We start from the raw sequence: 26,412 nt of genomic DNA on the forward strand, positions 1-26,412 counted from the left end.
TGATGACTGAGTACTAATTCAACTAACCATTCACCCCACACCGCGCATCTACCCCCCCATGTTGCGTTTTCAATTAATCATTGCCGTTCTCCCTTTCACCTTTAAACTTTAACCCTTAACCCAATTCCTCCCTTCAAAACAAACAGGGCATCCGTCAATTCAAACCCTGCATCCATCAATCGGGATAAATCCACCCACTCCGCCGAGGCTACTTTCGTGTTGTATTTCTAAAAAGGATTTCGAACCAAAATCCATTGTAATCATTTAGAAAACCGCGTGAAATATACAGTCAAAACCAACCTATACTTCAGTAAACACCAAGAACCAACTCCACTTTTAATAATAAAGCAAAGTCTCTGCATATCAATGCATGGGGCCATAACTCAATAGTAATCCTAAAACAACAATGCATGAAGAAACGTAAAGACACCACAAAACAAACCAAGCGCCTCGGGGTGCAACATCCAATGAATCAAAACCATAATCGCTTCAAACAAAAATAAAATCATGAAGAAAATACTTTTATTCGCATCCTTTTTAGCCGCTTGCTGTATGTACCATACGGTTTCGGCCCAAGAAGTGGAAGCGACCGATCACATACTACTGGGCGGTCATCCCCTCAGTATAGGTGCCAAGGCAGGCGCAGGTATAGGACAATTTACACAACCCAAAAGCGCAATGGGGGCCAGCGTGGGCGGTTTTGCCCGCTGGGAGCCCCTATCTTTTTTGGATGTGCAGTTGGACCTGCTCTATGAAGTTTCCGGAGGCGGCAGAACCGACCTGAGACGCGATTTCGGTTTTCTGGCCATTACCCCGGACGAATCCTACGACCTTACCTATATAAATAGGCAGGTACTGTTCCATACGGTAAAAAACAGACTGTCCGCGCGACTGTCCCTTCCTGAACTGGAAGGCGCTGCCATACGACCAAGACTTATCGTTGGGGTCAACAATGCAGTGATTCTGGCGGCATGGCAGTACCACGACAGCTATTTGGCCTTCGAAAACGGCACCAGTGTCATTGTCTCTGACCAAAAGGAGAACGTAAGTGGCGATTACACCAAGATCAATTTGGGTGGACATCTGGGCTTTGCCCTCGATTTCAACATGCCTAACGGACAGGTGTTCACCATGGAGCTCCTCTATGAAAGGGGCATCACCGACACCAACGACATCTTGATCGGGCAACCCGAAAATATAGAGGTATTGCGCACGCAACAGCTGGTCTGGAGCTTTGCCTATACCCTATTCTAATACAACCCCGTAACTATCAATTTTTAACTCTGAATCCCTTTTAATTTATCCGAAATGAAAAGAAAAAACATTTTTTTGAACACCCTGCTCGGGACCATGATCCTGGGCACCCTCGCCGTCGGCTGTAAAGACGACTTTACCGAGGAAGACCTGCTCAATGCCAACATTGAAGCGGCAGAACAACAAGAGATTGACAAGGCCGACAGGGCCGCAGCGGCCATCAACGCCGCCGGAGAGCTACTCAGCTACTCCGTAAAGGTCGTTTCCAGCAACAACGAGCCCGTAGCGGGCGCCAGCGTTACCTTGCAGGCTGCCGCACAGACCGGTGAGGGCGGAGACCCACAGACCGTAACCACCGATGCCAACGGCGAGGCCTTCTTTGGAAGGGCCGTGATCGGGGGGAACATCCTCTCCATCGCTGCAGATGGCTTCTTGGACATCACCGCAAGTGTGGACTTCGGAAGTATCTCCGAGGGAGTGCACTTCCGCATTATCGATGGCGTGGTGGTGCCCACTCCGGTGACCGAGTCCTCCATCGTGCCGCTATTGTCCGACGCATCCGGTGACGAGACCGCGACCATCTCGGGCGTGGTGACCATTGAGACCGACCTGACCAACAACACCCCAGAGGTGCCGCAAGACCTGACCCTTAGGGCCAGCTTGCCCAACTTTGCCAACCAGTTCAACGTAGCAGGTTCCATAAATCTGGAGATCTACTCCTTTGACAGTGGTCTGGGCATCGGTACCGCAACAGTGGACAATACCACCGGCGAGTACACCATGAACGTACCGGCCACCGAGGGCGGACTGTCTGTAGAAATTTACGTACCAGATGTATCGGCAGACCAGCGCTTGGCCATTGCCTACCGCAATGGGGAACGTTTGGATAGACCGGAGTATGTGGATATCCCTACGAACTTTGGACCAAACCAGTCCTACGACGGTGTACCCTACGTACCGGGGGCCATTTGGACCTTTGACCAGCCAGAGGCTGCAGGACAAGGGTTTGACTTTACCTATACCCCACTGGGAAGAAATATTGAAGATGGAGTATATGATTTGGAAGATTTCCTGACCCCAGATTACATGAACGATTACGAAATCATCCGCACCACAAGCTTGGGAAGCGGGTATACCAATGCGCCACTATTGACCTTTGATGACCAGACCGGAAGCGGTGCTTATGGCTGGGGAAATATTGAAATTGCCATTGATGGATTGACCTTGGATGTGGCCGGAGCGCAATTACCTCCCAATGACAACGATTTGTTTGCCTTGGTATATGACGTGGTGAGGCCTACTCTGGATGAAAACGGAAATATTGTTTTAGTAACAGAGGTTTCAGGTGGTGGGGAAGCCATCTTTTTGACCATAAGCACGAATGAAGGAGGAGGAATCTCCCAGACTGCCGTGGATGAAGCCTTGTCCGATGCAATTGCACAAGGGTTTACAGGGTTTGAACCCAATGACCTTTTCCAGCTTAAAGAAATAGACGGTTTTATCACAAACCTGCGTTTTATTTCCAATAATGGTAATCCTCAAGCGGAGATTCTGGTCTCCTCTATGGCCGTGGGGCGGGTGTACGAGTTTGTAGTGGACGATGGCGGTGAAGGCTACACCGACCCAACCTTTGTGTTCTCACATCCAGAAAACGGCCTGGTTATGGTAGACGAAGATGATATAGATAATGATGGGGATAATACCGATTTGGTAAGTCTTGATTCAAGAGGTTCTGGGCCCATGGCACATGCCAATATTAATGTGGACCAGTTTGCCACCCGCTGGATCATGACCCCAGACAATTCCGGGGTAACTGTTCCCTATACTACCCTGCCTTCAGATTTGGATTACGAATACGAGAATGTTGACCCAGACGGCAATAGCTTCAATACCAATGACCATATCTCCGATGCGGACTTTGGGAATCCACAGGGAAGTCTTTTAGGCGCCCTGGAAGTAGATGCCAATGGCCATATCCAGTTTATAGACCAGATTACCGAGCTCTTTGCCACGGATGAATTTTCCGCCTCAATGCCACGTACCCTTATCGAGGAGCCCCAAGCAGTTGCTGCCAGGGTGGATATCGATTGGATTGGTGTGGATGACAATGGCGGCATCACCAGCTATGACGATGACGTGGAGGAATACGGAGCTGGGTATACCGAACAGTTCACCGTAACCGTGGAACCCGCCGCCGTGGGCGCACCGGGTACAGACGCATTAGTAAACCTTACTGATGGGCAGTTTACGGAAAGTGGTGAGTACGAATGGGACGGCGATTACGAGATCAAGGCCGGCGGTTCTGGCTATCTGCAGGAACTCAATGTACAGAACTTTAAGGGATATAGCGGAGACGACTTTAACCAACAAGTATTCCCAGGGGAGACCTACTTCTTTAACATCGAGTACGGTACCGGCGACAAGCAGGAAGATGTAGAGAACAATGATTAACAACCCTGCCCGTATAGAAATGCAATACAACCAAAAAAAACAAGGGCCCGATCGGGTCCTTGTTCCTTACCAAGGACCGGTTTTCAGCTGCATTCGGGCAACTAAAAAATATACCATGAAAAAAAACAACATTTTTTTACGTACCCTGCTCGGGACCATGGTCCTGGGCGCCCTCGCCGTCGGCTGTAAAGACGACCTTGACGAGGAGAACCTACTCGAAAGCCAGGTGGAACTGGCTGAGCAACAGAAACTGGACAAGGCCGACAGGGCCGCCGAGGCCATCAACGCCGCCGGGGAGCTGCTCAGCTACTCCGTAAAGGTCGTCTCGGCCAACAACGAGCCCGTAGCCGGTGCCAGCGTTACCTTGCAGGCCGCGGCACAGACCGGTGAGGGCGGAGACCCACAGACCGTCACCACCGATGCCAACGGGGAGGCCTTCTTCGGGAGGGCCGTGATCGGGGGGAACATCCTCTCCGTATCCGCAGATGGCTTTTTGGACATCACCGCAAGTGTGGACTTCGGGAGCATCCAGGAGGAAGTACACTACCAAGTCATTGACGGTGTGGTGGTGCCCACTCCGGTGACCGAGTCCTCCATCGTACCGCTATTGTCCGATGGCTCCGGTGACCAGACCGCGACCATCTCCGGCGTGGTGACCATTGAGACCGACCTGACCAACAACACCCCAGAGGTGCCACAGGACCTGACCCTTAGGGCCAGCATGCCCAACTTTGCCAACCAGTTCAACACCCAGGGCTCCGTGGATTTGGAGATCTACTCCTTTGACAGTGACCTGGGCATAGGCACCGCAACAGTGGACAATGCCACGGGCGCGTACACCATGAGCGTGCCTGCCACCGAAAACGGGCTTGAAGTAGAACTGGTGGCCCCCAACGTATCGGCGGACCAGCGCTTGGCCATTGCCCATCGCAACGGCGAGCCACTGGAAAGACCGGAGTATGCGGATATCCCCACCAACTTTGGGCCGGACCATGACTACGACGGGGTGCCCTACATTCCCGGCGCCATCTGGACCTTCCCAGAACCACCCGCCGCAGGACGAGGGTTTGATTTTACCTTTGAACGCTTGGGAAGGCCCATAACCACTGGTACTTTTGGCATGGGAAATTTTCAAGAACCTGCAGAGATTTTTGGGGGTGGTATCGACGATATCATCGTCCAAAACACTTCTATGGGACAGGGATACACCAATTCGCCCCAGCTCACTATAGAGGACCCCACAGGTTCCGGGGCCACTGCAGAGGCCCATATTGCGTTTGCCATTACCGGCCTGACCTTGACCGACCCTGGTTCTGGGTTTCTTGCGGATGAGAATGTTGTTTTTTCGCTTCGCTACGACGAAATAGAGAACGTTATCGTGGACGGGGTTGTGCAATTGAATATCTCCAACAACGTCTTGGAGCTCGCCGACATCTTTACGGTAACCACCAATGATGCAGGGGAAATTACCCCAGAGGCCGTGGAAACCGCCTTGGCCGAGGCCATTGCCGACGAAGTTGTTGGTTTTAATCCCGAGCAATTAAGGCCATCCCCAGATTGGATGGCCAATTTAAGATTGGTATCCAACGCCCAAGGCCAGATGACCGATGCCGTAATCGAGGTAAGCTCCGCCATCAGTCAGGTATACCAATTTCGGATTGTTGACGCCGGTGAGGGCTATACCGACCCCAGCTTTGTGTTCTCCCACGAAGTCATCGGCATCGACATGGACGGAGATGAGGAAGAACCGACTGTGATTGCTTCAGGTGCAGAACCCATTGCACCGTCCAATATCGACGTGCTGCAATTCGGTACCCGTTGGAAGATGTTTCCGGACAACTCAGGGGTGACCGAGCTCTATACCCTATTGCCCGGCGATATCGATTATGAATATGTCCCAGTAAACACGGGCAACCAGGTTCCCTTTACCGAAAATGAAATTTCCGATGCAAACTTTAACAAGGATGTCAATCTATTGAACGCGCTGGAAGTGGTGGACGGCCATATCCAATACATAGATCAGATTACGGAATTCTATGCAACCGACTATCGTTCCCATATGATGCCAAGGGCCATTATCGAGGAGCCCCGTTCCCTAAAGGCCAGGGTGGAAATTGATTGGATCGGTGTGGATGACAATGGCGGCATCACCTCTTTTGACGATGATGTTGAGGAATACGGAGAGGGTTATACCGAACAGTTTTCCGTGACCGTGGAGCCCGCAGCCGTGGGCGCACCGGGTACCGGCGCTTTGGTCAACATTACCGATGGAGAATTTGCCGCCAGTGGCGAGTACCAATGGGACGGCGATTACGAGATCAAGACCGTCGGTTCCGGCTACTTGCAAGAACTCAATGTACAGAACTACGCCGGGTTCAATGGCACCTTTGGAGAGGGCGACAGCCAATTGGTATTCCCGGGCCAGACCTACTTTTTCAACATCCAGTACGGTACCGGGGACAAGCAGGTGGATGTATTTAGCAATGATAATTAACAACCCTGCCTACACATGAACCGAGTAAAACCAGGAAACTAAAACAGGTGTTCCGGTTCATGGGGCGTCCTTTAAAAAAAATAAAATGAAACGAAACAAGATTTTATGCAAAACCCTGCTCGGGACCATGGTCCTGGGCACCCTCGCAGTCGGTTGTAAAAACGACCTTACCGAGGAGGACCTGATCAACAAGAATAATGAACTGGTGGAGCAACAGGAGCTAGACAGGGCCGACAGGGCCGCCGAGGCCATCAACGCCGCCGGGGAGCTGCTCAGCTACTCCGTAAAGGTCGTCTCGGCCAACAACGAGCCCGTAGCGGGCGCCAGCGTAACCCTACAGGCCGCCGCACAGACCGGTGAGGGCGGTGACCCACAGACCATCACCACCGATGCCAACGGCGAGGCCTTCTTCGGGAGGGCCGTGATCGGGGGGAACATCCTCTCCGTATCCGCCGATGGCTTTTTGGACATCACCGCCAGAGTGGACTTCGGGAACATCTCCGAGGGAAGACATTACCAGGTCATCGACGGACAGGTGGTACCCACCCCGGTGACCGAGTCCTCCATTGTGCCGCTATTGTCCGATGGCTCGGGTGACCAGACCGCGACCATCTCGGGCGTGGTGACCATTGAGACCGACCTGACCAACAGTACCCCAGAGGTGCCACAGGACCTGACCCTTAGGGCCAGCATGCCCAACTTTGCCAACCAGTTCAACACCCAGGGCTCCGTAGATTTGGAGATCTACTCCTTTGACAGTGACCTGGGCATAGGTACCGCCACCGTGGACAATGCCACCGGTGAATACACCATGAGCGTACCGGCCACAGAAAACGGGCTGGAAGTGGAACTGGTAGCGCCCAACGTATCGGCGGACCAGCGCTTGGCCATTGCCAACCGCAACGGCGAGCCTTTGGATAGACCGGAATACGCGGATATCCCCACCAATTTTGGGCCGGACCATAACTACGACGGGGTACCCTACATACCCGGCGCCATCTGGACCTTCCCGGAACCACCCGCCGCCGGACAGGGCTTTGATTTTACCTTTGAGCGGTTGGGTAGAGGTATTACAACAGGATTATTATTCGATATGCACGATTTATTGACTCCATCCGAGCTATTTGGGGGTGGTATCGACGATATGATACTCCATGCAACTTCATTGGGTTCTGGCTATACCAATTCACCCAATCTAACCATAGTGGATTTGGACGGTTCTGGTTCAGGTGCATTCGCTGAGGCCCATATTGAGTTTGCCATTACTGGCTTAACCTTGACCGATGCAGGTTCTGGATTTCCGGCATTTACCCCTATAGATTTCACCCTTAGGTATGATGAGATAGAATATGAACCCAATGAAGAAGGAGAATTGGTCCCCACGGAAACCTCCCAAGGTGTAACGGAATTGGTAGAAATATTGACCATTACCACAGATGATTTTGGGGCAATTACGCAAGATGCAGTCAATGAAGCCTTGCAAGAGGCCATAACCAACAAGGTTATTGGTTTTGATCCCGAGAATCTAAGAGAATCTCCGGATTGGATGTCCAATTTAAGATTGGTGTCTGTTGTCGGGCCGCAGGACACCGATGCCGTAATTGTAGTAAATGCGGCTATCGGTCAGGTATACCAATTTCGCATTATTGAAGCTGGTAATGACTATACCAACCCCAGCTTTGTGTTCTCTGGCGGTGGGGCTAGCGAACAAGCCAACATCAATGTACTGGAATTCGGTACCCGATGGAAGATGATACCCGACAATACCGGGGTGACATCGCCATACACCGTGCTACCAAGCGATATGGACTATGAATATGTACCGGTGAGTAATGACAACGACCAATCCGTCCTTACCAGTGATGACATTTCCGATGCAGACTTCGGCAACGATTCCAACGTATTGAACGCGCTGGAAGTGGATGCCAATGGCCATATCCAGTTCAAGAACCAAATTGTCGAGTTCTTTGCAACGGACGAGCGTTCCCATATCATGCCACGCGCCATCATCGAGGAACCCCGTGCCCTAAAGGCCAGGGTCGATATCGACTTTATCGGGGTGGATGACAATGGCGGCATTACCACCTTTGATGAGAATGTACAGGAATATGGTGAAAACTATACCGAACAGTTCTCCGTTACCGTGGAGCCCGCCGCAGTGGGCGCACCGGGTACAGGTGCCTTGGTTGACCTAACCGATGGGGTTTTCGCAGAAAATGGCGAATACCGATAGGAAGGTGATTACGAGATCAAGTCCGGTGGTTCCGGTTACTTAGGGGAGCTCAATGTACAGGACTATTACGGCTTCAATGGCACCTTTGGAGAAGGCGACAGCCAATTGGTATTCCCGGGCCAGACCTACTTTTTCAACATCCAGTACGGTACGGGGGACAAGCAGGTGGATGTGTTTGAAGATAATTAACGTACTGTATCGATACAATAAACAAGAAGGGGCCTTTAGGCCCCTTTTTTATGGCCCCACCCCTACCCTTGGCCACTACGTCAACCCAAACCACACCTCCATCAATCGGCACAACTTAAGGGCCCTGACATCCCATACCTTTGGTATGGAGGGTCTGGAAAAAGACCAACACCACAAAAATATCGGCCTCCCATACACAAGAACGAGCCACATCAATTTAAAAGCATATGACCAAGATGACACAAAACAGATTTTTTCTCGGCATCCTTGTCCTAGGGTTGCTCATGGGCTGTAAAGACGACTTTAACGAAGAAAACCTGCTCCAGACCCAAGTGGAACTGGCCGAGCAACAGGAAATCGACAAAGCCGACAGGGCCACCGAAACGCTCAATGAACTGGGGGATTTGCTCAGTTATTCCGTAAAAGTGGTATCCCAAGACAACCAACCCGTGTCCGGCGCTAGTGTGACCCTCCAGGCCGCAACACCCACAGGAAGCGAAGTAGACCAACAAATCCTGACCACCGATGCCAACGGAGAGGCCTTTTTTAGCCGGGCCCGGATTGGAGGGAATCTCCTGTCCGTATCCGCGGATGGTTTTTTGGATATCATCGCTAATTTGGACTTTGGACCCATTGAAGAAGGAAAGCACTACCAAATCATTGATGGGCTTGTAGTCCCCACCCCGGTGACCGAGTCTTCCGTGATTCCGCTATTTCCGGATGCCATGGCCTCGGACGCAGCCACCATTTCCGGCATGGTCACCATTGAGACCGACCTGACCGACGGCACCCCTGAGGTGCCCCAAGACCTGACACTACGGGTCAATTTGGCCAATTTTGCGGACCAGTTCAACACAGGGGGTTCCATAACACCCCAAATCTACTCCTTTAGCGACGATGTGGTCATTGGCAAGACGCAAGTGGACAATGCCACCGGAGCCTACAGCATGCAGGTGCCCGCCCTTGGTGATGATATAAATTTAGAATTGCTGGTACCAGACATCGCGACCCACCAACGTTTGGCCATCACCCAACGTAACGGCCAACCCCTGCCCCGCCCCGAATATGCAGAAATCCCGACCAACTTTGGTCCCAATTGGACCGCAGACTCCAGCATTCCACATGTGCCGGGCGTTATTTGGGTGTTTGACGAACCTCCCACCCCAGGAAATGGTTTTGACCTGAGTTATGAAAAAATTGGACGTGGTTTTCAAGATATCCTGTTCACCACCTACGACTTTGCGGATTATGTGGATACCGCCCCACTGACAGATGATCTTGGGTTTGAATCTACCATCATTGAGACCACTTCATTTGGTTCAAACCTAATAGATGCGCCCCTCTTTGATGTGAACGACCCTACGGGCAATAATGCTGTGGGCGTGGTCAGCTTAGAATTTGCAATAGATTCGCTAGTGCTTACAAAAGCGGGCAATGGCTTTATGCCCAATACAGAAGTTGACTTTGATTTTTACTACGATGTCCGATTCTACAAAAACGAAGATGGCGTATTGGAGGTTGAGGAATCCACCGACCTTGCTCCGGATTTGGGCATCGATTTAAAAGTAATGACCGATGCATTTGGAGACATTACCCCAGCCAATATTGAAGCAGCGCTGCAAGTTGCCATTGCCAACCAAGATGATGGCTACAATCCGGAAGACCCCTACACCATCTTTGGAGGTGCGGGTCAGTTTAATCTACGCTTCCAGTCACAATTTAATGTAGATGATGCTACGTGTATCATTGATGTGGTTGGAGTTTCCGTAGGTCGCGCCAAGAGTTTTCAATTGTGGACACCGAACGATTCAGACGGCTACACCAATCCAACATTCGATTTTTATGGTGGTGGAGGCGAAGCAGGGTTTACGTTGCCTAGCATCGAAGTGGTTTCCTTTGGCACCCAATGGCAAGTGATCCCAAACAATATCGGAGTGACAGCTCCCTACACCATCACACCTCCCTCTGTTACGATGAAATACTTGCCCATAACCACCAGCTACCCCATCAGTCCGGAGCATGAAACGGAACTGCTGGATGAAAACGACAGTGCCATCAACATTGTGGAATTGCTGGAGTCTGATACCGATGGCAATATCCAGTTTGCAAACCAGTTAAGCACATTCAAGACCCCATTCTTTTCCGAATCCATGCCCCACACCTTGATTACTGAACCGTACGCGCTAAGCGCCAGTGTTCAGGTAGAAAGCATCACTGTGGATGAACAGGGAACTATTACCAACTATAATCTTGATGATTTGGAAACCGGTGCTGGCTATACAGACCAATTTATGGTCAGCATAGAACCCGCCGCGGAGGGTGCCCCCGGTTCTGGAGCACAAGCGGACCTTGTTTTTGGGACCTTGGCGGCTAACGGAGAGTATATCTGGGGTGGTGATGCCAATTTAAAGTCCGGCGGTTCCGGCTATCTCGAAAACCTAAACCAAAAAAGCCCACAAGCCTTTGAGGGTAGTTTTAACCAACCCATACAAGCGGGCAAAACCTATATCGCGAACATTCGGTATGGCACGGGGCAAAGACAGGAACAAGTAAATTAGCAACCCGCCGTTTTGAACAATGGCAATATCAGAGAGTTCCTTTTTAAGGTGCTCTCTTGTTTTTTACCTACCTGAAAACGCGATGGTTTTGCATGGGTATGTGAATATCTCTTCAATTAAAGTGGGGTATTCATCAATCCATTTTCTAGCTCCGTCAATTTCCAGCTTTCTGTCCAAAATCCCTGGGATACCTTTATTTTATGACTCCGCCAAAAGGTTTCCTAACATTCAAAGTAAAACAACACAATAGATGTGCTGTACTACTCGGTTTTCTACTCTTAGTGGTGGTTTGGGGTAGCTTTGCACAAAAGAAAGTGAAGCCTATAAAAAATCCAGTAGGCTGGTCCTATACTATTGCTCCCAAAATCCCTCTGGAACCTGGTCTTAGCTCCTACGATTTTATAGTGGATACCCAACTTAGCCCCATGGATTGGTGGGATGAGATTTCCTGGCATGCCCGAGTTGGCGAAAAAGACCCTATCAAAAGAGAAATTCTGTTTAAGCAGGCCATTACCGATACCTTGGAGGCATGGGGCCAGATGCATTTAAGACTCAGTTCTCCATATAAAAGGCAAGCTATATATCCAGATTTCACGATTACCCTAACCACTAAAAAATACAATATAGAAAATGTGCAAGCTCAGGTGGATTTTAATGATTTGGAAAGCGCAATTTGTGAGATAGAAGCAACAGCCAGTCTTAGAGTAGTAACTAATGAGGGTAAAATCATATTAGACGAGTCCCTTACCTACTATGTGGATGAAGAAAACCAATCGACCCAGCTTTCCATTCGGCATTTTATGCTAAATCCCGTTTTCCGAATGAAATTCAACCTGCTGAAAAGGCCTGAAAAGCGACGAAAATTGCTTTTGCGTAAGCTTAAAAAATATGAATCCTACGTATTGAAATACTTCTATGCAAAAAGTGGTGAGATTTTAAAATCCCATTTTTTGAAACAGAAGAAAACCATGTACGCTGCCACTTTCGGGGTAAAGAACAAAGGTCATGAAGCCTTGAACGACGCCAGCAATATGGCCAAAACCGCGATAAATGCCCTTTCTGCCCTAAACCAAAATAAGAAAAGAAACTACCAGAAGATAAAATCCGAAATCGAAATCTCATTAAGTTATTGGGAAGACAAATTGGAACGTACCTCAAATCCAGAAATCCAAAAAATCCTTTATGCCAATCTATCGCTAGGTCATTTACTTATGGAAGATTTGGATAAAGCCAAAGCCTGTTTGCACCAAATCCCTGAGTCTAAAACTCTTCAAAAAACTACAGTATTCCATGGTGGTTTTGATTATTACCTAACAGGACTTTCCGAGGCGATTGCCACCAAAGAAAAGTATGGGGAATTGGCACAAATTCAATAAGTAAGCACAATATATATCTAAACCCAAATCAATTTAAGAATTATGAGAAAAATTAAATTTTTGACCGCTCTTGGACTTTTTCTTTGTCTTTTGCTCACAGCATGTAGCAAGGACGATGGATGAACACAGTCCACTTTTTTCAGGGACGCCGATGGCGATGGCTTGGTGATGCCGCCAATTCCCAAAGTGCCTGTACAGCCCCCACTGGCTTCGTGGAAGATGGAACCGATACGGATGACAGTAATGCCGCTGTTTTCCCTGGTTGTACCGAGACCACCTATTATGCCGATGCTGATGGGGATGGCTTTGGAAACCCAAGCGTTTCACAAAGTTCATGCCTGGAAGTAACCGGATTTGTTACCGACAACACCGATACCGATGACACCAATGCTTCCATTTTCCCTAACTGCGAAGCGACCACTTATTATGCCGATGCTGATGGGGACGGTTTTGGAAACTCCGAGGTATCACAAAGTTCATGCGTGGAAGTAACCGGGTTTGTTACCGATAACACCGACACGGATGATACCAATGCCGAGATTTTCCCCGGCTGTACGGAAATCACCTATTATGCCGATACCGACGGCGACGGTTTTGGAAACCCGGAGGTATCCCAAAGTTCCTGCGTGGAACTAGACGGCTTTGTGGCCGACAATACCGATTTTAACGATACCGATGCCAACCTAAACCCAGATGCCGAGGAGATTGCCGACAATGATGTGGACGAGAATGGCGATGGAATCTTCTTGTACAACCTGTTCGAGGACGGGGACGGAGATGGTTTTGGTACGGGAAGTACCGTTGCCATTGAGTCGCAGCAAGTGGTTGCTGTAGCGGAAGATGCTCCAGACGGCTATGCGCTTGTTGATGGCGACTGCAACGACAATAACGCTGCTATATACCCCGGTGCCCCCGAAGTATGGGGAGATGGTGTGGCCAATAATTGTACTATTGAAAGACCAGTGGCGTTCACCAAAGAAGACCTTGCAGACCATGAGCTTGAAGAAAACCAAGACCGGATTACGGATGTCGTATGGCTCACACGTTCAGATGATGGCCTTGTTGGTTTTTATAACGTATTTAGCCAAAATCAGCCTATGATAGAAGATATGAATTGTGCATACTCAGCTGACGATATCGAATGGGCAAGAGGTTCCACGGCAACCCCCACAAATGAGCTGCAGTTTGGTGGTTTTTTCAATCTGGTAGACGGCTGCGTGGATAACGACTTTTTCCTAAATATTCAAAACATAATAGGTGAAGCCCTAGTGCTACACCTTATCTCAGAAGACATATATATTGACGTGGTTTTTACTTCCTATTCAATAGTCAATATTGGAGGAAGTGGGGGATTCTCTTATATGCGTTCGGCTCCTAACAATTAACTTTGTAATATAATATCAATTGGAAAGCCCCAAATTTTGGGGCTTTTTTATTTCATTGTTATCCAAGATTTCTTGTCGTCCCGAAAATCGGGACTCCGTCCAAATGACGGTATTCATTGTCAATTGTTATTTGAAAATTGCCCATGGTAAAAGCAACGCTTTTACAATATATAATCCGTACTCAAAAAGTTACTCACCTTAGCTTCGAGTAATTGCTCAATCGTCTCATTGTTCAATTCATTGTCTTTAAAGGCCACAAAAGTTCGAATAGAGAACGAACGCAAGGCATCATGAACACTTAAGGTCGATTGTGCAGAATCTTTTCGTCCGGTAAAGGGATAGACATCCGGGCCTCGCTGACAGGAACTATTCAGGTTCACACGACACACTAAATTGGCCAGGGTATCAATTAATGGTGATAAGGTATATACGTCCTTCCCAAAAAGGCTTACCTGTTGCCCATAGTTGGATTCAGCCATATCATCCAAAGGTTTTTCTATATCTTTAAAGGATAGTACTGGAATAATGGGACCAAATTGTTCCTCTTCGTAGACACGCATGTCTTTGGTCACAGGATACAGGACAGCAGGCCATATATAATTGTCTTTGTGCTTCCCACCCTTTTTGTTTTGGATTTTGGCTCCCTTGGCCTTGGCATCATCCAACAACTCCTGTATGTAAGCGGGTTTCCCTGGTTCTGGTAATGGCGTCAATTTAACATCCTTGTCCCAGGGGTTCCCAAATTTCAAAGCATCGACTTTTTCAGAGAAGCGTTTTAGAAATTCATCTTTGATATCGTCATGCACATATACCACCTTTAAGGCTGTACAGCGCTGCCCGTTAAAGGAAAGCGTTCCAGCAAGGCACTCATTAATGGTCAGGTCCAAATCGGCGTCTGGCAGAACTATAGCCGGATTTTTGGCTTCAAGCCCTAAAACCAAACGAAGTCGGTTACTTTTGGGATGTTGCTCTTGCAGTGCATTCGCAGATTTACTGTTTCCAATCAAAGCCAACACATCTACTTTACCGGTTTTCATTATGGGAGCCGCTACCGCCCTACCCCGTCCAAATAGAATGTTTACCACACCTTTAGGAAAGCTGGATTGGAAAGCCTCCAACAAGGCAGTAATCAACAGCACCCCATGTTTTGCCGGTTTGAAAATGGTGGTGTTCCCCATGATTATGGCGGGAATCAACAAGGCAAAGGTCTCGTTTAGAGGGTAGTTATATGGTCCCAAACACAGGACTACGCCCAAGGGACCTCTACGGATATGTGCATAAACCCCATCATGCTTCGAAAACTTGGCCGAATTTCTATCCAACTGTTTGTAGTCTTCGATAGTATCATAAATATACTCAACGGTACGGTCAAACTCTTTATATGAATCTGGAAGGTTCTTCCCTATCTCCCACATTAACAACTTTACGACCTGTTCCCTTTTTTCCTCCATTTTTTTTACAAAGGCCTCCATACATTCGATGCGGTCCTTGACTTTCATGGTGGGCCATACCCCTTGACCTTTGTTATAGGCAGCCAAAGCTGAATCCAAGGCCTCCATGGCTTCTGGTTCTCCCATATCTGGAATACTTCCCAGAGGTGTTGGGGCATATTCTTTGGTTGATGATATGGTGGAAACGACTGGGGAAGTATTTCCTGTCCATGTTTTCAACTCCCCATTGACCAAATAGGTACTTTGATGGATTTCTTCTGTAATCTGAAACTCTTCAGGTATCATAGTATAGTGTTAGTTGGGTGAAGATACGTATCGTATATAAACAAATGATTAACCAATCGGTTTCATCGCTGTCATGGAAGCCCTCAATTGTGCTCCAATAATTTCCACCGGATGTTCCCGTATAGCTTTATTTACCGCAATAAGCTTCATGTTGTCAACTCCATTATCGGAACCTGAACCATAGGTTTTACCAATAATATTGGTTTCTACGGTTTTCATGAAGTCTTCCAATAAAGGTTTACAAGCATGATCAAACAGATAGCAACCATACTCTGCCGTATCGGAAATGACCCTATTCATCTCAAACAGTTTTTTACGGGCGATGGTGTTGGCAATCAAAGGTGTTTCATGCAAAGATTCGTAATAAGCTGACTCATCAATGATGCCAGACTCCGTCATAGTCTCGAAGGCCAGCTCTACCCCTGACTTTACAAAAGCAACCATAAGTACCCCATGGTCGTAATACCCCTGTTCTGAAATGTCCTCACTGCCTGCCGGCGTTTTTTCAAAAGCAGTTTCTCCGGTAGCCGCACGCCAATCCAGGAGGTTTTTATCTCCATTGGCCCAATCTTCCATCATGGTTTTTGAGAAATGTCCGCTCATAATATCGTCCATGTGTTTTTGAAACAGAGGACGCATGATTACTTTGAGTTCCTCGGCCAAATCAAAGGCTTTAATTTTTGCCGGATTGGACAAGCGGTCCATCATATTCGTAATGCCTCCTTGCTTCAACCCTTCTGTAATGGTTTCCCAACCATACTGAATCAGTTTAGAGGCAAAACCGGCGTCAATCCCTTTTTCCACCATCTTATTAAAAGATAAAATAGAACCTGTTTGCAACAATCCACAAAGAATGGTCTGTTCCCCCATCAAATCAGATTTTACTTCAGCTACGAAAGAAGACTCCAGCACACCTGCCCGATGTCCTCCTGTTGCGGCCGCATAGGCTTTGGCTTGCTCCAATCCTTTTCCCTCTGGGTCGTTTTCAGGATGAACCGCAATTAAGGTAGGTACCCCAAACCCTCTTTTGTATTCTTCTCGAACCTCGGAACCTGGACTTTTAGGGGCTACCATGATCACCGTTAGATCTTCGCGTACCTGCATTCCCTCTTCCACAATATTAAATCCATGGGAATAGGACAAAGTAGCTCCTTTCTTCATTAAAGGCATTACAGCCCCAACCACGTTGGTATGTTGCTTATCTGGAGTTAAATTGATGACCAAGTCCGCTGTGGGAATCAATTCCTCATACGTTCCAGCTGTAAAATTGTTTTCAGTGGCATTCTTAAAGGATTGTCTTTTTTCTTGAATTGCTGCCTCACGAAGGGCATACGAAATATCCAATCCAGAATCGCGCATATTTAATCCTTGGTTCAGCCCCTGCGCACCGCATCCAATGATGACTATTTTTTTTCCTTTAAGTGCAGTTACACCATCATTGAACTCTTTTGGTTCCATAAACCTACATTTACCCAGTTGGGTCAATTGATCTCGTAATGATAGTGTATTGAAATAATTTCCCATTTTCAGTTTTTGATTTAGTGCTTATTTAGTTTTGAAATTCTGCCAATATTTCGGTTATGGGCATGCTCTCTTTGGTTACCGCTATTCTTCCCGAGCGTACAAATTGCATAATTCCATACGGTTCCAGGGCATCATGCATTTCATCTATTTCGTATCTTCTGCCGGTTTTGGCCAACACAAAGAAATCCCGGGATACCGTAACAATTTGTGAGTTGCTTTCCTTTATTATATTCTGGATCTGCCTTTCATCAAACAACAGGTGTGAAGCAATCTTGAATATGGCCGATTCTTGATATATAATCTCATCATCGGTATGGTAGTAGGCTTTAATCACCTCTATTTGCTTCTCAATTTGACCTACAATCTTACGCGTCCAATCCTCTGTGGTGAATACAACAATCGTAAATTTAGATACGTGTTCTATTTCTGATTTAGAGACATTTAGACTCTCTATATTAATGTGTCTCTTTAAGAATATTCCAGATATTCTATTTAACAAGCCAACGTTGTTTTCAGAATATACGGATATAGTGTACCACTTATTTTCCATTACTGCTCTTTTTAACGGCGATAACAATTCCTGTCGACCAATCTAATCTTGTGATTATAAAATCTTTTCGCTTCGCTAAGGTTTCCAGAAGCTTTTCTGCTTTTTTTCCATGACCTTCGGGCCAATTGGGCTGTGGATTCATATCATCAATCACATAAAATCCTCCTTCTTTTACCATAGCCAAGGTTTCATCCAAATGGGTGTACTTTCCAGCCCAAGTATCTGCAAAAATCAAATCAAATCCATCCCCCTCATAGGAAGAAATCCATTCTGCTCCATCGGTACAAATCAGTTCCAGTCTGTGCTCATCCCTGAAGGCTTGGGACACAATTTGAATCAACTGCTCATCATTATCCAAGCTTAGTATTTTGGATTCACCCTGCATTCCTTCCAATATCCAAGCCAAGGAAAGACCAGTACCTGTACCCAGTTCCAAAAAAATACCATTCGGTTTAGACGCTACTAAAGTTTGTAATAAGCTTCCCATGGAAACATCCGAAGGCATAGTGAAACCTACTTCCTTCGTTCTTTTAAGCAAGTCGGGATAGACCAATGGCGCGTTAGGGGTTTCCAACAAGTTCATATTATTTCAATCGAATATCAGAAACTGATGCCCCTGAAGGAATCATAGGGAACACATTGTCTTCTTTTTCCACCCGAACTTCCAAAAAGTAAGGGTCCTTGGAAGAAATCATTTCCTGAACCGCAGATTCCAAATCGGCCCGTTCGGTTACTCTCCGTGCTTTAATATGATAGCCTTCCGCAATTTTGACAAAGTCAGGATTGGTCATGACCGTTGAAGCATAACGGCTTTCAAAGAATAATTCTTGCCATTGCCGCACCATACCCAAATGGTCATTGTTTAGCACTAAAATCTTCACAGGAACATTGTGTTGGAAAATAACCCCAAGCTCCTGAATGGTCATTTGATACCCTCCATCGCCGATTACAGCTACTACCTCACGGTCCATAGCACCCATCTTGGCTCCAATTGCTGCTGGAAGGGCAAAGCCCATCGTGCCTAAACCACCAGAGGTGATATTGCTTTTACTTCTTGAAAACTTGGCATATCGGCAAGCGATCATTTGGTGTTGCCCCACATCAGTCACAATAACAGCATCATTATTGGAAGCCTTGTTGATTTCTTCAATCACCTCCCCCATGGTCAAGCCCGGTTTAGTGGGATTCAAATCATTTGCGATAACCGCTTCGTATTCCTCCTCATATTTTTTGTCAAATTCCTTGCGCCATGCCCCATGTTCATTTTCATTAACCAAAGGCAATATAAGTCCTAAGCTGGCTTTTGCATCCCCAAGCACTGCCACATCTACCTTTACATTTTTGTTGATTTCAGCGGGGTCAATCTCAAAATGGATGATTTCGGCCTGTTTGGCATAGGTGGCCAAGTTCCCTGTAACCCGGTCATCGAAACGCATACCAATTGCGATTAAGACATCGCATTCATTAGTAAGTACATTTGGACCGTAATTTCCATGCATGCCAACCATTCCCACATTGAGTTTGTGATCCGTTGGTAAGGCTGATTCTCCCATAATGGTCCATGCTGCGGGAATTCCAGTCTTTTCTACAAAGGCTTTTAATTCATCTTCGGCTTCGCCCAAAATAATACCCTGACCCCAAATGATATAAGGACGTTTGGCCGCATTGATAAGCTCTGCAGCCTTGTTTAGTGCATCCATATCCGGTTCCGCAACAGCTTGATAACTTCTAACACCTGTGCATTTTTCATACACAAAGTCCAACTCATCAAATTGTGCGTTTTTGGTTATGTCTATCAACACGGGGCCAGGGCGACCTGATTTGGCTATGTAAAAGGCTTTTGCAAAGATTTCCGGTATTTCCGAGGCCTTTGTTATCTGATAATTCCATTTGGTAACTGGAGTTGATATTCCTACTATATCTGTTTCTTGAAAGGCATCCGAACCTAACAAATGCCTTGGTACTTGGCCAGTAATACACACAATAGGGGTAGAATCTATTTGGGCATCAGCAAGCCCCGTTACTAGATTGGTAGCTCCCGGACCGGAAGTGGCTATAGCCACGCCCACCTTCCCACTTACCCGAGCATATCCTTGAGCCGCATGGGTTGCGCCTTGCTCGTGACGTGTGAGAATATGGGTCAGTTTATCTTGAAATTTATAGAGCTCATCATAAACCGGCATGATGGCTCCTCCCGGATACCCATAAATCAAATCCACTCCTTCTTCCAGCAAACAATGAATAATTGCTTCCGCTCCAGAAATTCGAAGTGCCTTTTTGGTTTCCGATTGCTTCTTTTTAACGTTTAATGTTTCCATAACCTTTTCTTTTAGATTCAGGTCTGTATCCCTCCTATCAACCTTTCAAATTGCATCCGTTACGCATCCATCGGAAGCTGAGGATACAATTTTCGCGTATTTATACAGGCTACCTTTTTTCACCTTTAAAGGTGGTTTCACCCAGTTTTTTCGGCGTTCCGCCAGTTCTTGGTCAGAAACATCCAAAGTCATCCTATTTTTTTCTGCATCTATGGTAATAATATCCCCATCTTCTACCAATGCAATGGTTCCACCATCTTGGGCTTCTGGGGCGATATGTCCCACAACAAACCCATGTGTGCCTCCGGAAAAGCGTCCATCGGTTATCAATGCCACATCTTTACCGAGTCCAGCTCCCATGATGGCAGCTGTTGGCTTTAACATTTCTGGCATACCGGGACCTCCTTTGGGTCCCTCGTACCGTATCACTACCACATCTCCCTTGTTTACCATTCCATTTCGAATACCATCATTGGCCTCAAATTCCCCATTGAATACCTTAGCAGGACCTGAAAAGTGTAGCCCTTCTTTTCCAGTTATTTTAGCTACAGCTCCCTGTTCGGCCAAATTGCCATATAAAATTCTTAGATGTCCTGTTGCCTTGATTGGGGTATCCAAATCTTTTACTACTTCCTGTCCTTCGAACAAATCAGGGAGGGCCTCTAAATTCTCAGCAATAGTTTTCCCGGTAACCGTCAAACAGTCCCCGTGAAGCATACCATGCTTCAACATAAACTTCATAACAGCAGGTATACCTCCCACATTATGAAGGTCTTCCATTAAAAATTTACCGCTTGGTTTTAAATCAGCCAAAAAGGGTGTTGTATCGCTGATTCTCTGAAAATCATCCAATCCAAAATCGATATCCGCAGCTTTGGCAATAGCTAAAAAATGCAATACCGCATTGGTGGAACCTCCTAGTACCACAATCAGTCGTACCGCATTTTCCAATGACTTTTTGGAGACTATATCGCTAGGCTTAATATCCTTTTCAAGTAGATGTTTGAGTGCTTTACCCGCGGCCAAGGCATCTCCATTTTTTTCCTTCCCTACTGCTGGGTTGGAAGAGCTGTAGGGCAGGGACATCCCCAAAGCTTCAATTGCCGAAGCCATAGTATTTGCTGTGTACATTCCTCCGCATGCTCCGGCGCCGGGACAAGCATTCTGAATAACACTTTTAAATTCTGCTTCATTCATGGTACCAGCCACCTTCTCACCCCAAGCTTCAAAGGCAGAAACCACATCCAACTTTTTGTTGTTGAGACATCCAGAGGCTATAGTTCCCCCATACACCATTAAAGAAGGTCTGTCCAACCGAATCATAGCCATAAGGGCTCCCGGCATGTTTTTGTCGCAGCCCACTACGGTCACAAGGCCATCATAGTTCATAGCTTGAACAACCGTTTCCATGGAATCGGCAATGATATCCCTGGATGGCAAGGAATAGCGCATCCCGTAAGTACCCATAGAAATACCATCACTGACACCAATTGTATTAAAAATGAGTCCCACTAAATCTACCTCACTAGTACCTTTCTTTACATAGGTGGACAAATCATTAAGGTGCATGTTACAGGGGTTTCCTTCGTAACCTGTACTGCCAATTCCAATCAAAGGTTTTTCCAAATCCTTTTCAGTTAACCCGATGGCATGAAGCATGGCCTGTGCGGCAGGTTGCGTTGGGTCTTGGGTAACATTTTTGCTGTATTTATTCAATTCCATTGACAAATCTCCTTGAAAGCTGTGTTTTTCCTGAAATTACTTTCCAATTCAAAGATATACCTTTCACATACCCCAAATTTTTAACACAATAAAAGCCTTCAAATTCATTTCTTACAAAACCCATATATTATTTTGAAAATCAATGTTTTATATTGAAATAAAATATCATATTCAACTCTATTTACAAGTGTTTTAAGGCTATGGATTGACCCCATAGTTTTTTCATTTTGGTTATTTTTAGCGCATGGAAAAAACCGTGAGCGAAGCCATTGGATACCGAAGATCTGTTCGAGTTTTTAGAGATGATTTAAAGTTGGATTCTGAAAAGGTTCGAAAATGTCTGGAAAATGCCGTTTTAGCACCAACCAGCAGCAATCTACAACTTTGGGAATTTTATCATGTAGTTGAAAAAGACAAACTGGAACGGCTGACTGAGGCTTGTTTGAATCAGAATGCAGCCAAAACTGCACAACAAATGGTAGTGGTGGTCAGTAGAAAAGATCTTTGGAGAAAACGCGCTAAATCGAATATTTCATTTTTAAAAAATGCTTACGGTAATAAACCTGAGAAAGAGTATTCAAGAAGGGAGAAATTTGCGCTCACATATTACAAAAAGCTTATCCCCACTGTATATTCAGATTTTCTGGGTATCCTTGGATGGATTAAATATGCAACGTTCAACATTATCGGTTTATTCAAACCAGTGTATCGTCAGGTTAGACGGTCTGATATGCGCATTGTAGCGCATAAAAGCGCTGGTCTCGCTGCGGAAAACTTTATGATCAGTATGGCGGCCATCGGATATGACACCTGCCCTATGGAAGGTAGTGACACCTTACTTGTAAAACGCATATTAAATCTGCCTATGGGAGCTGAAATCACCATGGTTGTTGGATGTGGCATCCGAGCTGAACATGGAATATACGGCAAGCGATTTCGAGTGCCTTTCGAAGAGGTTTACCGACAAGTTTAAACCAACTTGAATACAATGGTATCTCCTGATTTTTTTTGAGCCAATACACTTATCGAATGCTCCGATAATTGAAGAATTCTAGGATATCCTCCTGTGGTCTGTCCATCCTTCATCAGAATAATGAGTTTTCCAGCTGGAGTCAGCTGTACAGTACCTGGCAACGTTCCTGAAGTTACCATTGTATGTGCATGCGGTTCAATTGTCTCTGAAAGTTGGTACGCCATTCTGTTATTTTTTTCAGAAATGACAAATTCCATCGAAAAAAGCCTCTCAAGTTGCCGTTTGGATAGTAACGAAAACTCTGGCCCTTTGTACACTTCCAGAAACTGAGCAGCCAAATGATTTTCTAATTTCAATTCCGAAATAGCTGGTTGATATTCTTGTACAGGCATATAGGGAATTTCTTCACCTTCTTTGATATGCTTTTTTTGCGTTACCGGAAAGTATTGGGAATAACTGTTCAGAACCTTCTGCCCTTGAAATCCATTTTTGACAGCTAAATACCCCCTAAACCCACTTTCCAATTTACCATAGGAAAGAATGTCCCCTGATTCAACTTTGATTACTTTGTAATTCTCTACGGGTTTATTGTTTAATGTGGCGGATAACAAAGCACCTGAAAGACAAATAAAGGTGGGGGCTTCAAAAAGTAAGGTAGGACCTGTCATAGTAATTTCCAAAACGGCATCTTCTGGATTATTTTCCAATAGGATATTCGCTTTTTTTACGGACACCTCATCCAAAACACCGGAAACAGGAACTCCCATGTTGCGAAAACCAAATCTTCCTGAATCCTGAAGGGTCGTATAAAAACCTGATTTCAATACTCTAAGCATCCAGCGGTAATTTTTCAATATGGTAAATTCCTATTTCACTTTCAATTTTGCGGAGATCGTATTCCGCTCTGGAAATAGATTGAAACTGAATTTTGTCCCCTACGTTTACAAAACAGGGACTCTCATGGGCAGCATTAAATATAGGTATGGGACAATTGCCAATGATGTTCCATCCACCTGGCGAGTCTTGAGGGTAAATACCCGTCTGCCTACCCGCCAGTCCTACAGAACCTTTGTTGACATGAAGTCTGGGTTCTTTACGCCTAGGTAGTTGCAAGGACTCAGGCAGTCCTCCTAAATACATGAATCCTGGTAAAAAACCTATCCCGTATACCAAATACTCGTGTGAAGTATGTTGAGTAATCAATTCATCCTTGCTCAAGTTCAAAAATTCTGCAGTTTCAATAAGGTCTATTCCAAACTCTGTATCATAGCATACCGGTAATTTCCATAAAAACCTTTCCTTTTCATGGTTTACCTCCTGTTCGTGCTGGTAATTTTCCAAAATCATGGACTTCACACTATCGAAATCAAAACCCGAATTGGATGATCGTACCATGGTAATCGAATTGTAAGCGGGTACCAATTCCCATTCAGAGGGATATTTTTTTGAGAAAGAATCTACAAAACTCAAGATATCTTCTAGGATTGTCTCTTGAATTTCATTCGGCCATTCGACCAAAACCGCTTTTTCTCCGTAGGGTTTTATGCTTAGGGGGAATTTTTTCACTTACGTAGGGCTATATGATACTTTGGCAATTCTGAGGAAAGATACTGTAATATTTCCAATGCTGTTGGTGTATCCCCATGAATGCATATCGTGTCAGCTTTAATTTTTATTCGGTTTTGCGACAACGCTATTACCTCACCCTCTTTTATCATGGTCAGCACATGCTTAAGCACCTGCGATGGTTCCGAAATCAATGCATCGGTATTGCTTCTCGGCACTAAACTCCCATCATCCAAATAATTCCGGTCCGCGAAGGCTTCATACAATACCTCTACCCCATTCTTTTCGGCCAAGCTTGCGATTTGCGACCCGTACTGTGCATATATCCTTCGAGGTAAACCCGATTCTTTAATTACTTCCAAAAAAAGGATGGCTAAATCACTGTCAGAAGCCATTTGATTGTACAGCGCGCCATGGGGTTTTATATGAAAAACGACAGCACCAAGTCTTGTGGCTACCCTCTGGAAGGTAGTTAACTGACCCAGCAAACTTTCTCTCAGCTTGTCTGCGGAAATAGGCATCACTTTCCTGCCAAAATTCTCTTTATCAGGATATGATGGATGGGCTCCAACCTTTACTTCATGATGCATTGCCATTTTAATTGTTTCAATCATTGAGATTTCGTCGCCCACATGTCCACCACAGGCAATATTGCACGAACTGATGTATAGGAAAAGCTGTGCTTCATTGCCAATCCCTTCCCCCACATCACAATTAAAGTCTACCCATTGTTTTTCCATTAAAAGAAATCAATCACTTTTAAAATACTTTTAATCCCCAAAAATATGGTGAACAGTACAATCAGTACTCCAAGGATATTTTGCGAAAGCTTGTTGGAATGGTTTCCCATTACATTTTTTTGGTTTACCATCCAAAGTAGCAACATAGCCATTATTGGCAACAGGATTCCATTGGCCACCTGTGCAAATTGAATTACTTGGATGGGTTTTATATCCAAAGAAAGAAAAAGAACACCTAACAAAAGAATACCAATCCAAACTAATCGAAACTTTAGGTCTTTCAAACCTTGATTCCAACCAAAACAACTGCTTGCAACGTATGCTGCAGCTAATGGAGCAGTAATAGCAGAGGTTATTCCGGCCAACAACAATCCTGTACCCATAAAGTAGGATGCCATTTTACCGAATAGGGGTTCCATACCCTTCGCCATGTCGAGGGCGTCATTGACGGTTTGCAAATCCGAACCAGCAGCAGTAATAAGAATTGCGACGGAAACCAACCCTCCTATCCCCACAGAAAATAGGGTATCCCACCTTACCCACTTCAAATCTTCCTTGGCATGCCATTTTTCCTTTACCAAGGAGGCATGTAGAAATAAATTATAGGGAACCACGGTTGTGCCAACTAGGGCAACAATGGTCAATATACTTCCCTCAGGTAAGTGTGGAACAAAGGCACCTTTCACAATTTCAGCAACAGAAGGTTTTGTAACTATTGCTCCGATAACAAAACAAAGCCCCATAGTGCCCACTAAAGCCATAAAAATCTTTTCAAGGGCTTTATAGGTGCCAAACCAAAGGATACAAAAAGAGAAAAAACCAATCAGAAGTGGATAAACGGGAAAGCTTCCCTGTTTTCCAAATAATGCACTCAAACCTAAAGTGGCTCCTCCAATATTTCCTGCCTCGTAAGCCGCATTTCCAACAAGTATTGCCGAAAGCACGATGCCTAAAACCAAGCCTTTTACCCATTTTATCTTTAGTTGGTTTCCTATAATTTCAACCAAACCCTTTTGGGTAAGAAAACCTATTCTTCCCGCCATTTCTTGAAGGAAAATGGTGCAAAAAATAGAAACCAATAAAGCCCATAACAGGGCATAGCCAAATTTGACTCCAGCGATGGTACAAATGGTAATTGTCCCGGGGCCCACAAAAGCAGCTGCCACTAATATTCCTGGGCCAATTTTTTTAAGCATATGGTTTCTATTGCGATGATTGAAATTAAGATGTTTTGCATAAAAAGATGCATTTCATCCAAAAAAATGCATTTCATCTAAAATATGGGGGCTTAAAGACCTTCTTTTATACGAATATGAAAATGCTAGAGTTATAATAATCCCAAA

19 protein-coding genes are annotated in these 26,412 nt (G+C 45.9%); 9 read left to right on the forward strand and 10 right to left on the reverse strand.

The window, feature by feature from the left end:
• Positions 1 to 507 precede the first annotated feature (507 nt).
• The 8 genes from ACSLUF_RS09445 (at position 508) to ACSLUF_RS09480 (ending at position 13,940) form a co-directional block, all read left to right on the forward strand.
• The gene (locus tag ACSLUF_RS09445) at positions 508 to 1,254 is read left to right on the forward strand and encodes a hypothetical protein (RefSeq protein WP_435622534.1); all 747 of its coding nucleotides are present in this window, start codon (positions 508 to 510) and stop codon (positions 1,252 to 1,254) included.
• A 54-nt stretch (positions 1,255 to 1,308) separates the two neighbouring features.
• Positions 1,309 to 3,705, forward strand: a complete 2,397-nt coding sequence (locus ACSLUF_RS09450; RefSeq protein WP_435622535.1) for a carboxypeptidase-like regulatory domain-containing protein — start codon at positions 1,309 to 1,311, stop codon at positions 3,703 to 3,705.
• 841 nt (positions 3,706 to 4,546) lie between these two features.
• The gene (locus ACSLUF_RS09455; RefSeq protein WP_435622536.1) at positions 4,547 to 6,199 is read left to right on the forward strand and encodes a hypothetical protein; all 1,653 of its coding nucleotides are present in this window, start codon (positions 4,547 to 4,549) and stop codon (positions 6,197 to 6,199) included.
• Between the two features lie 85 nt (positions 6,200 to 6,284).
• The gene (locus ACSLUF_RS09460; RefSeq protein WP_435622537.1) at positions 6,285 to 8,432 is read left to right on the forward strand and encodes a carboxypeptidase-like regulatory domain-containing protein; all 2,148 of its coding nucleotides are present in this window, start codon (positions 6,285 to 6,287) and stop codon (positions 8,430 to 8,432) included.
• 52 nt (positions 8,433 to 8,484) lie between these two features.
• Positions 8,485 to 8,916 carry a hypothetical protein gene (locus ACSLUF_RS09465; RefSeq protein ID WP_435622538.1) on the forward strand — a complete coding sequence of 144 codons (432 nt, stop codon included), beginning with the start codon at positions 8,485 to 8,487 and terminating at the stop codon, positions 8,914 to 8,916.
• Positions 8,858 to 11,179 (forward strand): carboxypeptidase-like regulatory domain-containing protein, encoded by a 2,322-nt coding sequence (locus ACSLUF_RS09470; RefSeq protein WP_435622539.1) that lies wholly within the window; start codon positions 8,858 to 8,860, stop codon positions 11,177 to 11,179. The genes ACSLUF_RS09465 and ACSLUF_RS09470 overlap by 59 nt, the downstream gene beginning before the upstream one ends.
• 200 nt (positions 11,180 to 11,379) lie before the next feature.
• Entirely contained in the window at positions 11,380 to 12,555 is a 1,176-nt protein-coding gene (locus ACSLUF_RS09475; RefSeq protein ID WP_435622540.1) for a hypothetical protein, read from the forward strand.
• 119 nt (positions 12,556 to 12,674) lie between these two features.
• Positions 12,675 to 13,940, forward strand: a complete 1,266-nt coding sequence (locus tag ACSLUF_RS09480; protein WP_435622541.1) for a putative metal-binding motif-containing protein — start codon at positions 12,675 to 12,677, stop codon at positions 13,938 to 13,940.
• 161 nt (positions 13,941 to 14,101) lie between these two features.
• Here the strand turns inward: ACSLUF_RS09480 and ACSLUF_RS09485 are convergent, their stop codons facing one another.
• The 6 genes from ACSLUF_RS09485 to ilvD are packed head-to-tail and all read right to left on the reverse strand — an operon-like array spanning position 14,102 to position 21,790.
• Positions 14,102 to 15,676, reverse strand: coding sequence for an NADP-dependent glyceraldehyde-3-phosphate dehydrogenase (locus ACSLUF_RS09485; protein WP_435622542.1), 1,575 nt, complete (start codon positions 15,674 to 15,676; stop codon positions 14,102 to 14,104).
• 48 nt (positions 15,677 to 15,724) lie between these two features.
• Positions 15,725 to 17,200: a ketol-acid reductoisomerase gene (ilvC, locus tag ACSLUF_RS09490; RefSeq protein ID WP_435622543.1), complete on the reverse strand. Its 1,476-nt coding sequence runs from the start codon at positions 17,198 to 17,200 to the stop codon at positions 15,725 to 15,727.
• 25 nt (positions 17,201 to 17,225) lie between these two features.
• Positions 17,226 to 17,750: an acetolactate synthase small subunit gene (gene ilvN, locus ACSLUF_RS09495; RefSeq protein WP_435622544.1), complete on the reverse strand. Its 525-nt coding sequence runs from the start codon at positions 17,748 to 17,750 to the stop codon at positions 17,226 to 17,228.
• Complete coding sequence (locus tag ACSLUF_RS09500; protein ID WP_435622545.1) at positions 17,740 to 18,333, reverse strand: O-methyltransferase; 594 nt, start codon at positions 18,331 to 18,333, stop codon at positions 17,740 to 17,742. Before ACSLUF_RS09500 ends, ilvN begins: the two co-directional genes overlap by 11 nt.
• A 1-nt stretch (position 18,334) precedes the next feature.
• Positions 18,335 to 20,068, reverse strand: coding sequence for a biosynthetic-type acetolactate synthase large subunit (gene ilvB, locus ACSLUF_RS09505; protein ID WP_435622546.1), 1,734 nt, complete (start codon positions 20,066 to 20,068; stop codon positions 18,335 to 18,337).
• Between the two features lie 45 nt (positions 20,069 to 20,113).
• Positions 20,114 to 21,790, reverse strand: coding sequence for a dihydroxy-acid dehydratase (ilvD, locus tag ACSLUF_RS09510; protein WP_435622547.1), 1,677 nt, complete (start codon positions 21,788 to 21,790; stop codon positions 20,114 to 20,116).
• 244 nt (positions 21,791 to 22,034) lie between these two features.
• Here ilvD and ACSLUF_RS09515 point away from each other — a divergent pair, with 244 nt between their 5' ends.
• Positions 22,035 to 22,763, forward strand: coding sequence for a nitroreductase family protein (locus ACSLUF_RS09515; RefSeq protein WP_435622548.1), 729 nt, complete (start codon positions 22,035 to 22,037; stop codon positions 22,761 to 22,763).
• Here ACSLUF_RS09515 and ACSLUF_RS09520 read toward each other — a convergent pair.
• Genes ACSLUF_RS09520 through ACSLUF_RS09535 form a run of 4 tightly spaced genes read right to left on the reverse strand, consistent with a single transcriptional unit; the run spans position 22,760 to position 26,265 of the window.
• A complete protein-coding gene (locus ACSLUF_RS09520; RefSeq protein WP_435622549.1) occupies positions 22,760 to 23,599 on the reverse strand; it encodes a biotin-dependent carboxyltransferase family protein in 840 nt (279 codons plus the stop codon). The genes ACSLUF_RS09515 and ACSLUF_RS09520 overlap by 4 nt on opposite strands.
• Complete coding sequence (gene pxpB / locus ACSLUF_RS09525) at positions 23,592 to 24,329, reverse strand: 5-oxoprolinase subunit PxpB (protein ID WP_435622550.1); 738 nt, start codon at positions 24,327 to 24,329, stop codon at positions 23,592 to 23,594. Before pxpB ends, ACSLUF_RS09520 begins: the two co-directional genes overlap by 8 nt.
• On the reverse strand, positions 24,326 to 25,069 hold the full coding sequence (gene pxpA, locus ACSLUF_RS09530) for a 5-oxoprolinase subunit PxpA (protein WP_435622551.1): 744 nt from the start codon (positions 25,067 to 25,069) through the stop codon (positions 24,326 to 24,328). The genes pxpB and pxpA overlap by 4 nt, the downstream gene beginning before the upstream one ends.
• The gene (locus tag ACSLUF_RS09535; RefSeq protein WP_435622552.1) at positions 25,069 to 26,265 is read right to left on the reverse strand and encodes an Nramp family divalent metal transporter; all 1,197 of its coding nucleotides are present in this window, start codon (positions 26,263 to 26,265) and stop codon (positions 25,069 to 25,071) included. The genes pxpA and ACSLUF_RS09535 overlap by 1 nt, the downstream gene beginning before the upstream one ends.
• Between the last annotated feature and the right edge of the window lie 147 nt (positions 26,266 to 26,412).

Origin of the sequence: Flagellimonas sp. (assembly GCF_965601775.1) — a bacterium.
In the GTDB taxonomy this organism is placed as follows: Bacteria; Bacteroidota; Bacteroidia; order Flavobacteriales; family Flavobacteriaceae; genus Flagellimonas.

What these genes read in the sequence shown, in the direction of transcription:
- ACSLUF_RS09445 (WP_435622534.1), top strand. Translation starts at nt 508, where the DNA reads ATGAAGAAAATACTTTTATTCGCATCCTTTTTAGCCGCTTGCTGTATG.
- ACSLUF_RS09450 (WP_435622535.1), top strand. Translation starts at nt 1,309, where the DNA reads ATGAAAAGAAAAAACATTTTTTTGAACACCCTGCTCGGGACCATGATC.
- ACSLUF_RS09455 (WP_435622536.1), top strand. Translation starts at nt 4,547, where the DNA reads ATGAGCGTGCCTGCCACCGAAAACGGGCTTGAAGTAGAACTGGTGGCC.
- ACSLUF_RS09460 (WP_435622537.1), top strand. Translation starts at nt 6,285, where the DNA reads ATGAAACGAAACAAGATTTTATGCAAAACCCTGCTCGGGACCATGGTC.
- ACSLUF_RS09465 (WP_435622538.1), top strand. Translation starts at nt 8,485, where the DNA reads ATGTACAGGACTATTACGGCTTCAATGGCACCTTTGGAGAAGGCGACA.
- ACSLUF_RS09470 (WP_435622539.1), top strand. Translation starts at nt 8,858, where the DNA reads ATGACACAAAACAGATTTTTTCTCGGCATCCTTGTCCTAGGGTTGCTC.
- ACSLUF_RS09475 (WP_435622540.1), top strand. Translation starts at nt 11,380, where the DNA reads ATGACTCCGCCAAAAGGTTTCCTAACATTCAAAGTAAAACAACACAAT.
- ACSLUF_RS09480 (WP_435622541.1), top strand. Translation starts at nt 12,675, where the DNA reads ATGAACACAGTCCACTTTTTTCAGGGACGCCGATGGCGATGGCTTGGT.
- ACSLUF_RS09485 (WP_435622542.1), bottom strand. Translation starts at nt 15,676, where the DNA reads ATGATACCTGAAGAGTTTCAGATTACAGAAGAAATCCATCAAAGTACC.
- ilvC (WP_435622543.1), bottom strand. Translation starts at nt 17,200, where the DNA reads ATGGGAAATTATTTCAATACACTATCATTACGAGATCAATTGACCCAA.
- ilvN (WP_435622544.1), bottom strand. Translation starts at nt 17,750, where the DNA reads ATGGAAAATAAGTGGTACACTATATCCGTATATTCTGAAAACAACGTT.
- ACSLUF_RS09500 (WP_435622545.1), bottom strand. Translation starts at nt 18,333, where the DNA reads ATGAACTTGTTGGAAACCCCTAACGCGCCATTGGTCTATCCCGACTTG.
- ilvB (WP_435622546.1), bottom strand. Translation starts at nt 20,068, where the DNA reads ATGGAAACATTAAACGTTAAAAAGAAGCAATCGGAAACCAAAAAGGCA.
- ilvD (WP_435622547.1), bottom strand. Translation starts at nt 21,790, where the DNA reads ATGGAATTGAATAAATACAGCAAAAATGTTACCCAAGACCCAACGCAA.
- ACSLUF_RS09515 (WP_435622548.1), top strand. Translation starts at nt 22,035, where the DNA reads ATGGAAAAAACCGTGAGCGAAGCCATTGGATACCGAAGATCTGTTCGA.
- ACSLUF_RS09520 (WP_435622549.1), bottom strand. Translation starts at nt 23,599, where the DNA reads ATGCTTAGAGTATTGAAATCAGGTTTTTATACGACCCTTCAGGATTCA.
- pxpA (WP_435622551.1), bottom strand. Translation starts at nt 25,069, where the DNA reads ATGGAAAAACAATGGGTAGACTTTAATTGTGATGTGGGGGAAGGGATT.
- ACSLUF_RS09535 (WP_435622552.1), bottom strand. Translation starts at nt 26,265, where the DNA reads ATGCTTAAAAAAATTGGCCCAGGAATATTAGTGGCAGCTGCTTTTGTG.